At 38.9% G+C, this 12,752-nt stretch carries 13 protein-coding genes; 7 read left to right on the top strand and 6 right to left on the bottom strand.

Annotated elements, in window-relative coordinates; all coding sequences use genetic code 11:
• The 5 genes from I3259_RS08220 to I3259_RS08200 all read right to left on the bottom strand — a co-directional run.
• The coding region (locus tag I3259_RS08220) for a VWA domain-containing protein (protein ID WP_238029168.1) at window positions 1-1,408 on the bottom strand (1,408 nt) is incomplete at its 3' end.
• Entirely contained in the window at window positions 1,401-2,366 is a 966-nt protein-coding gene (locus I3259_RS08215) for a VWA domain-containing protein (protein ID WP_107259822.1), read from the bottom strand. The genes I3259_RS08220 and I3259_RS08215, both read right to left, overlap by 8 nt.
• On the bottom strand, window positions 2,359-2,868 hold the full coding sequence (locus tag I3259_RS08210; RefSeq protein ID WP_238029167.1) for a DUF4381 domain-containing protein: 510 nt from the start codon (window positions 2,866-2,868) through the stop codon (window positions 2,359-2,361). The genes I3259_RS08215 and I3259_RS08210 overlap by 8 nt, the downstream gene beginning before the upstream one ends.
• 3 nt (window positions 2,869-2,871) lie before the next feature.
• Entirely contained in the window at window positions 2,872-3,816 is a 945-nt protein-coding gene (locus I3259_RS08205) for a DUF58 domain-containing protein (RefSeq protein ID WP_045128018.1), read from the bottom strand.
• Window positions 3,813-4,769, bottom strand: coding sequence for a MoxR family ATPase (locus tag I3259_RS08200; protein ID WP_045082486.1), 957 nt, complete (start codon window positions 4,767-4,769; stop codon window positions 3,813-3,815). The genes I3259_RS08205 and I3259_RS08200 overlap by 4 nt, the downstream gene beginning before the upstream one ends.
• Window positions 4,770-5,471: 702 nt before the next feature.
• Here I3259_RS08200 and I3259_RS08195 point away from each other — a divergent pair.
• The 7 genes from I3259_RS08195 to I3259_RS08165 all read left to right on the top strand — a co-directional run bounded on the left by I3259_RS08195 (window position 5,472) and on the right by I3259_RS08165 (window position 12,338).
• On the top strand, window positions 5,472-6,212 hold the full coding sequence (locus I3259_RS08195; protein WP_238029166.1) for an SDR family oxidoreductase: 741 nt from the start codon (window positions 5,472-5,474) through the stop codon (window positions 6,210-6,212).
• 44 nt (window positions 6,213-6,256) lie between these two features.
• Window positions 6,257-7,462, top strand: coding sequence for an acetyl-CoA C-acetyltransferase (locus I3259_RS08190; protein WP_105061880.1), 1,206 nt, complete (start codon window positions 6,257-6,259; stop codon window positions 7,460-7,462).
• Window positions 7,463-7,532: 70 nt separating this feature from the next.
• On the top strand, window positions 7,533-7,883 hold the full coding sequence (locus I3259_RS08185) for a phasin family protein (RefSeq protein WP_005364186.1): 351 nt from the start codon (window positions 7,533-7,535) through the stop codon (window positions 7,881-7,883).
• A 124-nt stretch (window positions 7,884-8,007) separates the two neighbouring features.
• The gene (phaC, locus tag I3259_RS08180; protein WP_238029165.1) at window positions 8,008-9,783 is read left to right on the top strand and encodes a class I poly(R)-hydroxyalkanoic acid synthase; all 1,776 of its coding nucleotides are present in this window, start codon (window positions 8,008-8,010) and stop codon (window positions 9,781-9,783) included.
• Window positions 9,784-10,008: 225 nt separating this feature from the next.
• Complete coding sequence (locus tag I3259_RS08175; RefSeq protein WP_238029164.1) at window positions 10,009-11,418, top strand: undecaprenyl-phosphate glucose phosphotransferase; 1,410 nt, start codon at window positions 10,009-10,011, stop codon at window positions 11,416-11,418.
• 111 nt (window positions 11,419-11,529) lie between these two features.
• Entirely contained in the window at window positions 11,530-11,934 is a 405-nt protein-coding gene (locus tag I3259_RS08170; RefSeq protein WP_238029163.1) for a DUF4332 domain-containing protein, read from the top strand.
• Window positions 11,935-12,032: 98 nt separating this feature from the next.
• Window positions 12,033-12,338: a DUF1496 domain-containing protein gene (locus I3259_RS08165; RefSeq protein WP_238029162.1), complete on the top strand. Its 306-nt coding sequence runs from the start codon at window positions 12,033-12,035 to the stop codon at window positions 12,336-12,338.
• 69 nt (window positions 12,339-12,407) lie between these two features.
• Here I3259_RS08165 and I3259_RS08160 read toward each other — a convergent pair whose 3' ends face one another.
• Entirely contained in the window at window positions 12,408-12,707 is a 300-nt protein-coding gene (locus tag I3259_RS08160; RefSeq protein ID WP_238029161.1) for a DUF406 family protein, read from the bottom strand.
• Window positions 12,708-12,752: the final 45 nt, after the last annotated feature.

Here is a 12,752-nt window from a genome sequence, read left to right as displayed (position 1 = left end):
TCTGCTGATTCTGCTGATTCTGCTGATTCTGCTGATTCTGCTGATTCTGCTGATTCTGCTGATTTTGTTGCTGTTGTTTCTTTTGTTGCTCCAGTGCTTTCTTCACGATATCGAGGTTTTTCTTAACATCTGGGTAGTTAGGATCGGCTTTCTGTAGCTTTTCATAGGTATCTACCGCTTGCTGTAATTTACCACTTTGTGCATAAGCATTACCTAGGTTGTACTGCGACATTGAATCATGTAATGGCTTTAAGGTTTCAATGGCTTGAGCATAATTTTTTGCTTTATATTCAGCGATACCTTTCCATTGCGGAGATTCAAAATCTTGTGCCGCTTGCTTATATTTACCATCGGTATAAGTTTGGTAAGCTTGCTGCTCTGCATTTACCCATGGGCTTGCTTGTGCATGATCTATGGGTAAAAAGAAGAACATAGTGGCAATGACAACGCCACGACGGAAACCAAGCAATGCCAGTAATAACAAAGGTAAAACTAACCAAAATCCGCCATTTAAACGTTCTTGTAGTTCTTTTTGTTGATCTTTTTTACCGCTATCTTGTGGTTTTGCAGTGAAGTGGACAATCGCATTAACATCTTGGTCTGTCGGTTGAACCATCTGTAAAATACCACCTGTTTGCTTAACAATAGGTTCTAGTGTTTTCAGATTAATTTTTGAAATAACAGGTGAGCCATTATCCATTAATAATCGACCATCAGGCAGTGGAACAGGTGCTCCATCAACTGTGCCCATTGCTAAGATAGAGACACGATATTTAGTACCTTTTAATTCGGCTAAACTTTTAGCTGATTCCTGCTTCGACATACCATCGGTCACTAAGATAATATCACCCGTACTATTACCAGCCTGTTTAAGTAACTTTATCGCTTCAGCAATACCTGCCGCAGCATTACTACCAGGAATTGGCATAATCTTTGGCGATAGGCTAGGGATCAAGTTTGCTAAAGTATGGCTATCTGCCGTTAACGGGCTCACTTCATAACCATCCCCAGCATAGGTGACTAATCCTGTACTGCCTTCTTTCCACCCCGGCAACATATCAAGTGCTTTGAAACGTGCTTGTGTTAAACGGTTCGGCTTTATATCGGTCGCATACATAGAACGGGACATATCCATTACCAATACGCGTGCGCCACTTAGGTTATAAGCAGGTAGTTTTACTTTTTGCCAACTAGGGCCAGCCATCGCAATCACAGCGATTAGCCAGCCTAAAGTGAGTATGGCAATGGGCCATGATGCCGATTTAGGTTGAGCCATACCTAATTTTTTCGCTAGGTGTGGCGCAATTAACCCCGTGGTTTGTTTCTTGGTTTTAAGCCAAGGTAAAAGGAAGACTAATGGCACAAGTGCCAAGAACCACATAGGGTGCATAAAAGTAAAATTAGCCATGACGTCTCCTCATAACAGCAATGACGACAGAAAGTAGTAATGCTATGGCTAAAGGATATCGGAACAACTCATCACGTGGACGCCATGTTTGTTGGGCGTTATTGACAGGTTGAAGTTTATTGATGATGTCGTAAATTTTCTCAAGCTGTTGTGGATTACGTGCTCGGAAATATTCACCGCCCGTCATCTTGGCGATTTCAGTTAAAGTCTTTTCATCAAGATCTTGTGATGGATTGACGATGCGATCACCGAAGAAACCTTGCTGCACCATTTGATCGGCACCAACACCTACGGTATAGATTTTTACACCGCTTTCTTTGGCTAATTTAGCGGCTTCAAGTGGATCAATCACACCAGAGGTATTTGCACCGTCACTTAATAAAATAATTACCCGTTGTGGCGCTTTACTGTTAATAAAGGTTTTAGTCGCAATACCTAGGCCTTCACCAATTGCAGTGCTTTGCCCAATTAAGCCTAAAACAGTACGATCTAGTTGTTGTTCAACTGTCTTACGGTCAAATGTAAGAGGTGTTTGTAAGTAAGCATGATCAGCGAAAAGGACTAAACCTAAGCGATCACCTTTTCGTTTTTCAATAAAATCCGATAACACATGCTTTACTGCGGTTAAGCGATCAATACTTTTCCCATTTTTAGTCACCATATCTGGAATTGACATTGAGCCCGATAAATCGACAGCCAATAACATGTCCCGGTGTTCGGGTTTTATTTCGATAGGGTTCCCGTACCAAACCGGCCTTGCAGCAGCACAGACTAGACAAGTCCACAGTAAAGCCATTAATACTTTACGTATGATAGAGCGAGGCTGTTTTTGACCAACACCGCTGGGTAATTTGGGTAATTGAATTGCCGCAGGTTGCACAACCGGTTTACTAAAACGGTAAACTAGCCATGCTAAAGGCAACAATGCCCAAGCCCAAAGCCATACAAATTCAAACATTTGAAGACTCCTTTTGCGTCATGCTGGGTAGTTTTCGCGGCGGCAAAGCATGTTTAAGCCATGTGTTTGCCATTGTTTTACATTGTTGAAACTCATCACTACTCAATGGTGTATTTGAAAATGAACCTGATAGCCACACCGATTTAAGTTCTGAAAAGCCACTATATTTTACGGGCAGTTGATTATCTAAAAATGCCAACCATGCCTCACCTGTTAATGGTGCAACAATAGTGCGCGAGTAATAACTTAACGCGGCTTGTTTTAGTAATGTATTAAGAGCGGGTAACCCTTGTTCCTCTGTTATTAGCGAAAGTTTCTGTAATGCTTCTTTTTGTGCAGCATCAGCATGCTTTTTACGCCTAATAAGAGTGACTACTACTGCAATAGCGAAAATCACAACGGCAAATAATACCCACCACCCCCATGCTAAAGGCCAAAAGCTAGGAGCTTGAGGAAGATGTATATCCGCTAAAGGAAGTTGCTGAACGCTTGGTGTTGCCATTACTTAACTCCTTTGACGCGTTGTTAATTGCTGCAACAAAGGTTCCGCTGCAGATAAATAATGTAGAGGGATCGCCAGTGATTTCGCGATATCAGCCACAAAGTTTTGATGCGTTAGATACTGCTGACTTAATGAATCACGTGTTTTCTTTGATGAAAAATTAAGCCATGCCGATTGTTGTTTATCGGCAACGTGTTCATAGCCTCTAAATTGTGTTTGTCCTTGCTCTAATGGATCATGGATTTGAACAAACTGAATGCGATTATGCTGACGTAATTGTGTTAAACGTCGCTTATCATTAAGTGATAATTGGTTAAAATCACTGATAATAATGATTTCACTGCCTTTTGAACAAAGGTGGTGTAACCGTTTTAATGCATCAGAAAAGTTAAATTGTTGAGGCTGTTCTAATGCATTTAATGCTAACTGTTGTGATTCAATAAGCTTATTGATGATATGAAGTGGACCTTGCTGGCGTGCCGTTGGCTTACATTCATTAACATTCAAACCGTTATAAATGACTGCCCCTATACGATCTTGTTCACTTATAGCAAGCCAGCTTAATAAGCTAGCAAAATGAGCCGCTTGAACAGATTTCAGCATTAATTGTGAACCGAATTGCATGCTTCGGCTTAAATCAATCAGCAACATAACGGGTTGCTCGCGTTCTTCCGTAAATAGTTTGGTATGTGTTTTGCCTGTACGTGCGGTTACACGCCAATCAATAGCTCTAATATCATCACCAGCTTGGTAGGGACGTACTTCTGAGAAGTTCATCCCACGTCCTTTGTGGCGACTTTGATGTAGGCCATTTAATTGTGACCAGATACTGTGCGCTGGTGGCAACCAACGCACGGCCTGATTCTTATATTGCAGTAGCTCAGCCAAACACACATTAACCCCATCGCTATGGGGTGGCAGCGCTACGGTTAAGTGTGATTTGCTCATATACTAGCGACCTGTGAAATCAATTCTTCAACTACGCGATCTGCGGCAATACCTTCAGCTTGTGCTTCATAGCTAAGTAGTAAGCGATGACGTAAAACTGGGTATGCCATTATTTGGATATCTTCTGGTGTAACAAAATCACGACCACTTAGCCAAGCGTGAGCTCGAGCACAACGATCAAGGGCTAATGTTGCACGTGGGCTAACACCCATTTGAAGCCAATCTTTAAGCTGAGAGCTGAACTTTTCAGATTGGCGTGTCGCCATGACGAGACGAATAATGTAATGCTCTACATCTTCTGCCATATGAATGTTAAGCACTTCTTTTCGCGCAGCAAAAATATCATGTTGGCTAATATGAACAGGCTCTGCCTTCTCAATACCTAATGCTTCACCACGGTTTAGACGTAAGATCTCTAATTCACTTTCAGCACTTGGATAATCGACATTAAGTTGTAACAGGAAACGGTCTAATTGTGCCTCAGGCAGTGGGTAAGTACCTTCTTGCTCAATTGGGTTTTGTGTTGCCATTACGAGGAATAACTCAGGTAATGGGTATGTTTTTCGACCAGCGGTGATCTGCTTTTCAGCCATAGCTTCAAGCATTGCAGCCTGTACTTTTGCTGGCGCACGGTTGATCTCATCTGCAAGGATTAAGGAGTTGAAGATAGGGCCTGGTTGAAAAATAAATTCAGCTGTTTCAGGACGAAAAATATCAGTACCTGTTAAATCAGCAGGTAATAGATCGGGCGTAAACTGAATACGGTGAAATTCACCTTCAATACAATCAGAAAGCACTTTAACAGCGCGTGTTTTTGCCAGTCCTGGAGGACCTTCTACAAGGATGTGTCCATCAGCCAGTAAAGCAATTAATAACTGTTTCACTAAATCAGGTTGACCAATGACCTGGCTTTGTAAGTAGTGATTTAATCGTTGAAAAGTACTCGCTAACATAAATTATTTTTCCTCTAGGACTTACTTAATACATTAAGTAAATAAGCTGAGACTATCTAATATGGCTTTAGTTCACGTTTTTTAATGATCAGAATAGTCATCAACCATTCATTCAAAACGTTTACACCTCTTCATATATCAGGGCAGAAAAAAAGTTATCAAGTAATGTATGTCGCCTTGTGTTGTGAATTACTGCAAACAAAGGTTGAAATATATGCGCTCAAAAAACAATCAACCACCTTTCTTTTAAGAGTCATGCACAATATTACTCACAAATAATTAACAAGAAACGCAATGGCAACAACTTCGTAACATTGATTCTTATGCATGAATAAAAATTATTGCTAACAGTCTGTTTTTTAGTGAAATAAAAAACTCAGGTAAGAGCTATACGGTATGAATTTACATTCTTATTGTTAAATTTCAATTTGTCGTTTTAATTATATTGATTGATTTGTTAATGCCAATATCAAATAGAGTGAAATTTGTTAATTCCTTTCTTGCTATCAATATGCATCTGTGTTGTTATATTAAATATGCAACGGGTTTGTAATGTATCTGTATTATATGAAGCCTAATATGTAAGTCAGGTTGAATAAACGAACCGATATGGCTCACAGGGCTGAATTGTTAGATTTATGAAACAAACCTTGAGTTTATCAAGTGTATTAATGATTAGATAAAGTAAGGAAGGAGCCTTAAATGAGTAAAGTCGCATTAGTTACAGGTGCTAAAGGTGGTATTGGTTCATCGATCACTCAAGCATTAGTTGATGCAGGTTTTCGTGTAGTTGCAACGTATTACCCAACGGGTGAAAAAGCAGCTAAAGAGTGGTTCGCTGCAAATAATTATTCATCTGAGTCTGTTCGACTATTTCCATTAGATGTAACTGATACAAATTACTGTCAAGAAGCGTTAGCAACATTACTTCAAGAAGAAGGTCAAATTGATGTGCTAGTCAATAACGCTGGTATCACTAAAGATACAACGTTTAAGCGTATGACTGCTGATCAATGGAATGCAGTAATCAACACAAACTTAAACAGCCTGTTTAATGTTACTCAACCTTTATTCGATTCAATGTGTAAGAAAGGTAATGCTCGCATTATTAATATTACATCAGTGAATGGACTTAAAGGTCAGTTTGGTCAAGCAAACTATTCAGCAGCGAAAGCTGGCATGATTGGCTTTACAAAAGCACTAGCAGCAGAAGGCGCACGTGCTGGCGTAACTGTGAATGCCGTTGCTCCGGGTTATACAGGTACACCAATGGTTGAAGCGATTAAACCTGAAGTACTTGATTCAATTAAAGCTGAAATTCCAATGCGTCGATTAGCGCTACCACAAGAAGTAGCAGCAGCGGTGACATTTTTAGCAAGTGATGCAGCAGCCTATATTACTGGTGAAACATTATCAGTAAATGGCGGCTTATACATGCAATAAGCATGATTGATTATTGAATTTATTAAGTAAGGACGCGAATTAATATGGCTAGGGTATTTATTGTTGCTGCAAAACGTACACCAATTGGTAGTTTTAGCGGCGCACTAAAATCAGTAACAGCAGCAGAACTTGGCGCAGCCGCAATTAAAGGCGCGTTAGCAGAAACATCAGTGCCAGTAGAAGCGATTGATGAAGTGATTTTCGGTAATGTCGTTGGTGCTGGTCAAGGTATGGGACCGGGTCGACAAGCTGCTTTAAAAGCGGGCATTCCAAATGAAGTACCTGCATACACATTAAATATGGTGTGTGGTAGTGGTATGAAAGCGGTAATGGATGCAGCCGCGCACATCAAAGCTGGTGATGCTGATATCGTGGTTGCTGCTGGCGCAGAAAACATGTCTCAAATTCCTTTTTGTGCATCATCGAAAATTCGTGATGGGCAAAAAATGGGCAACCTTGAACTTAGCGATTTATTAATTGCTGACGGTTTAACGGATGCCTTTAATAATTACCACATGGGTGTAACCGCGGAGAATGTTGTTGAGAAAGTAGGCTTAACACGTGAACAGCAAGATAATTTCGCACTAGCGAGCCAACAAAAAGCTGTTGCTGCTATTGAGCAAGGCAAATTTGTTGATGAAATTACACCTGTAGAAGTGGTAGGTCGTCGTGCAACTGTTGTTGTTGATACCGATGAGTACCCGAAACAAGATGCTTCAATCGAAGGTCTGGCAAAACTACGACCTGCATTTAAACGTGATGGTTCTGTTACCGCTGGTAACGCATCAGGTATTAATGATGGCGGTAGTGCAATTATTGTTGTTTCAGAAGCGGCTGTAAATAAATACAACCTTACGCCACTTGCTGAAATTGAAAGTTACGCGCAAGCAGGTATTGCTCCTGAAATTATGGGCTTAGGGCCTGTACCAGCAGTACTAAAAGCATTAGATAAAGCACAACTATCAATTGATAAAATTGAGCGTTTAGAGTTTAACGAGGCCTTTGCAGGTCAAGCTCTAGGTGTGCTTTATGAAGTAGCAAAAGAAACGAATTCAAAAGTTGAAGATCTCGTTGAACGTGCAAACGTCAATGGCGGAGCTATCGCTCTAGGTCATCCACTAGGTGCATCAGGTAATCGTATTTTAGTGAGCTTATTACATGAAATGCGCCGCCGCGAAGATCAGTACGGTATTGCGACCTTATGTGTAGGTGGTGGTATGGGTACAGCCGTTATTCTAAAACGCGTTTAATTTTTATCTAAATATCGGCGCTGTATGAGGATACATGCAGTGCTTTATTACTATCAATGAGGAAAGATCTATGTATACGGAAATGTTTAAGTCGTTCTCTGAGCAAACTGAAAAATCACTAGCACCATACGTTAAGTTCAACAAACTATTCACTAAGAATGTTGAAGAGCTAACTGAGCTACAACTTGCAGCAGTTCGTGCATACAGTGATTTAGGTCTGTCTCAGCTTAAAGCTGTTAGCGAAGTAAAAGATATCCAATCTCTAACTGCGTTCAATAGCCAACAACTTGAAACGTTGACTAAGCTTTCTAAGCAGCTTATTGATGATAGCAACAAGTTCAACGCTGTTGCTCAATCATTCAAAACAGAAGTAGAAGAGCTTGTTGCTGACAATGTTAAAAAAGCAACACCAGTAGCTTAAGGTTTATTTTTTAGTCGCTCTCATGTCTTTGAGGGCGACTATTTTTGTTACAGCTTATCTCAATTATGCTGGGCCAAATGGTCGTTAAGTGTGATTGAATTAGTCCAAGTACAGGGTTTTTGTTATGAACAATCACTTCTTTTCGGACTACTTTGCCAAGCTCCAGGATATGAACCAGCTATGGTGGAAGGAGTTAGACTCCGGCAAGGCAGCCATGAATACCCCATTAAATAAAGCGCTGAATGAAATTAATCTGGAAGATACTGCTGAATTTTTTGAAAAAGCAGCAACACAGCCAGCAGCACTTGCTCAAGTCCAGATGGACTGGTGGGAAAAACAAGTAAAAATCTGGCAGAACATCGCGATGCCATCAACTGATGGTGGGAAAGCGTTAATTCAGCCAGCAAAAGATGATAAGCGTTTTTGTGATCCTGCATGGGAAAATGAAGCGTTTTACAATTATATAAAGCAATCTTACTTACTCTTTAGCGACACTATGCGTGAAGCTATTGATTCAATTGAAGGTGTCGATGATAAAGCGAAAGAACGTTTAGGTTTTTTTTCGCGTCAAGCGATTAACGCAATGTCACCAACTAATTTTGTCACCACAAACCCAGAACTGGCTAAGTTAACTGTTGAAACTAACGGCGAAAACTTAATTAAAGGGATGGAGTTATTGCAAGAAGACATGCAGAGCAGTGCGGATGTTTTGAAAATTCGCATGACTAATAGCGACGCATTCCAACTGGGTGTCAATATTGCAAATACGGATGGTGAAGTTGTATTTAAGAATGAGTTATTTGAACTTATTCAATACAAACCATTAACTGAAAATGTTAATAGTACACCGTTATTAATTGTTCCTCCGTTTATCAATAAGTATTATATTCTTGATTTACGTGAAAATAATTCAATGGTTCGTTGGCTGGTAGAGCAAGGGCATACTGTCTTTATGATGTCTTGGAGAAATCCGGGTGCATCACAAAGAGATATTGATTTTGCAAATTATGTACTTGAAGGTGTTATTCCAGCCGTTGATGCTATTGAAGATATTACTGGCGAAAAACAAATTAATGCAGCGGGTTACTGTATTGGTGGTACGTTATTAGCAACAACACTTGCGTATTATGCAGCAAAACGTATGCGTAATCGAATTAAGTCGGCAACATTCTTTACAACGTTACTTGATTTTTCACAACCGGGTGAAATTGGTGCTTATATTAATGATCCATTAGTATCAGCAATTGAAGCACAGAACGATGTGAATGGTTATATGGATGGCCGCTCTTTGAGTGTGACGTTTAGCTTATTGCGTGAAAACAGCCTTTATTGGAATTATTACGTTAATAATTACTTAAAAGGTAATAGCCCAATAGACTTCGATTTACTTTATTGGAATGGCGATAGTACGAATGTTACAGCGGCATGCCATAGTACTATTTTACGTGAGTTCTATTTAAATAATAAGTTAGTCGATAATAAAGGAATAAAAATTGGTGGTGTGTTTATTGATTTATCTAAAATCAAAGTGCCAACATACTTTATTTCTACCCAAGAAGATCATATCGCTTTATGGCAAGGAACATATCGAGGCGCGCAGCAATTAGGCGGAAAGTCGACATTTGTACTGGGAGAGTCTGGACATATTGCAGGGATTGTTAATCATCCTAAAAAGAATAAATATGGTTTTTGGCTAAGTGATAAACAAGATGAAAACCCAGAATCTTGGTTAGATAATGCAAAACGTCAAGATGGTTCTTGGTGGACGCATTGGGATACTTGGTTAGGTGATTTTAATAAGAAAGAAAAAGTACCGGCTCGCGATATTGGAAGTGATAATTATAAAGCACTTTATACTGCACCTGGTGAATATGTAAAAGAAACACTACCACTTAAATAAGTTTCCTGAATGAATAAAGCTCAGCATAATAAATGCTGAGCTTTTTTTTTGACATAAATTTGGTATTTAAAATCAGCCATTTCAGATAAAAAGTATATACTAGTAATAATTCATGTATTATTTTTTGGCGTATACGAGATTGCTCTCCTATCACGAATAAAAATACTTGTGTAAGTAATTGTTAGAATATTTAATATTCCTAATTGGAATAAAGCGGACGTGTTAATGAAAAGAAAAACTCTTGAAATAGCTGATGATGGTTATTCATTTATAATTAAGTTTTTTGACTTTTTAGTTATAAATTTCTCCCTTACTATTGTTTTTGCATTATTTGCCCAAGAGCCATCACCGTTTGATTTATTGTATGGTATTTTTGTCAGTGTTACTTTTATAGCATGTGGACACTATGTTGGATTCTACGATAAAGAAAATCGTGCTAACTTTCGACGAATGACCCTGCGCTTACTCGGCAACTTTTTACTTGTTGAATTTTGTGTTTTAGCGATAACTGCTTTCTTTGCTTTTATTGATCATGTAGATGTACATGGTTTTATTGGTCATATCGGACTTGTTTGGTTCATGTGGTCATTTTTAGTTATTTGGAGTTCGCGTGTTGTTGTTTATTATGCGATCAAATACATCGGGCGTCATAAAAAAACGCGCCGTATTGCTATTCTTGGAATGACAACAGCAGGTTTAGCGATAGAGAAAGCGTTATTAGAGAAATACAAAAATACAAATTTTGAAATTAGCTATTATGATGATCGTGGTGAAGAGCGCTTTAGTTACTTAACAAAATCTAAGTGCAAGGGAAAAGTTAACGATCTTATTTCTTTAGCAAAACAAGGCGAAATTGATGATGTGTATGTTGCTTTGCCTATGGTTGCTAAAGAACGTATACGTTTTTTCTTACATCAATTATCAGATACAACTATTGATACTTTTGTTGTGCCAGATCTCTTTACTTATAATTTGAATGTTTCTCAAATCTGTCGTGTAGGTAATGTGGATACGTTAAGTGTTTTTGCGAGCCCTTTTGAAGGTATTGGTGATTTCATTAAGCGTTTAGAAGATTTGATTATCGGCAGTGTCATAACATTACTCATTGCGCCTGTGCTTATTGTTGTTGCGATTGGCGTTAAATTGAGCTCTCCTGGTCCTATTTTATTTAAGCAAGATCGCTATGGTCTTCGTGGTAACAAAATTAAAGTGTGGAAATTCCGTTCCATGAAGGTGATGGAAAATAGTGACGTGGTGAAACAGGCGACTAAAAACGATCCTCGAGTCACTAAATTTGGTGCGTTTATTCGTCGTACTTCATTAGATGAATTACCGCAGTTTATCAATGTATTACAGGGTACGATGTCGATTGTTGGCCCACGTCCTCATGCAGTAGCACATAATGAGGAATATCGAATTCTTGTAGATAATTATATGATTCGCCATAAAATCAAACCAGGTATTACAGGGCTTGCACAAATCAGTGGTTATCGCGGTGAAACAGATACGCTCGATAAGATGGAAAAGCGAATTCAATATGATATCCGTTATATGCAAAATTGGAGCTTAGGCTTAGATTTAAAGATTATTTTCTTAACAATTTTTAAAGGCTTTGTGAGTGAAACGGCATATTAATATTATTGTTTAAGTGGGAATGAAATTATTTTTTTCATTTTTTCGCGTTTTTAAATTTTTTGTTGTCTATTATCGTGTAGAACAGAAATTATCGAATATTAGGAGCAGATGATGACTAAATTAGCGACCATTGAAGGTATTGGTGAAGTATACGTAGCAAAATTAGAAGGCGCTGACGTACACACTATGGAGCAATTATTAGAAAAAGGTCAGAAACCTGCAGGTCGTAAGGCAATTGTTGAAGCGACAGGTATCAGCGGTAAGTTAATATTAAAGTGGATTAACCGTGCAGATCTATCTCGCGTTAAAGGCATTAGTACTCAATATGCTGACTTACTTGAATTCTCTGGTGTTGATACTGTTCCTGAGCTTGCGCAGCGTAATGCAGATAACCTGCATGCTAAAATGGCTGAGGTAAACGAAGAAAAATCATTAGTACGTCAATTACCAGCACTGAAAAGTGTTGAGGATTGGATTGCACAAGCGAAAGAACTTCCACGTGCGATTGAATACTAATATTTGATCTAATAAGAAAGCAGCCATTTGGCTGCTTTTTTATTATTTGAAATATATAGTCGCCTATATAACTGAGTAATTACATGGAGTTTAGGATTATGAATAGGCACGTTGTTACGTTAAGGATGAGCATGGGCTTAGTGATGATGCTTTTAAGCCTACCGACACAGGCGAAAACCTACAATGCTGCAGGTACGCCAGAAGTAGAGTCGAGTATTGAGTTTAATCTTGATGGCCAAGCAACCAATCAACGTTTGTGTTTTTATGACGATAAAGCCTATTCGCTAGGTGCAATTATTACGATTGATGGGTTTAAACTAGAATGTGTTACCGAAAAAAGTATTGAAACAAATGGGCGATTGATGTGGAAAAGCTTAGCTTCATCGGTGTCGAAAAAAGGATAAAAGAAAGCCAGCATCGATCCTCTTTTTGGGTATCTTACGCTGGCTTAAATCGTCGCTAATGACAATGAATTATTTTGCTAGAGAGCGGCTACGAAGTTCGAAAATCAGCTTCTCTGCGCTACATTCAAATTGAATACGCGCTGTTAATTCAGTGCTATTTTCATCTACTGGGGTTGTTTCAACTTTGTAGTTAGCATTTACTTCTTTTGCTAGAGCTAGGTAGTTCGCTAGTTCTATTTCTAGTGCATCTTTACCGTTAGCAAAGATTTGAACATCAGCTGTGTCATCGTTTTCTTTGATGATAAAACCCATTTCAGCTGAAACACCACATGCATCACAAACTTGATATTCTTCTTTTTCAATAGTCATATTTTAATCCCCATAGGTTAAGGGTCTATTCTAAGACGTTGTGAT

This window comes from Photobacterium sp. Ph5 (assembly GCF_022129445.1).
GTDB lineage: Bacteria > Pseudomonadota > Gammaproteobacteria > Enterobacterales > Vibrionaceae > Photobacterium.
The sequence above is the reverse complement of the archived record's forward strand: the minus strand, read 5'-3'. Positions and strand labels throughout refer to the sequence as shown.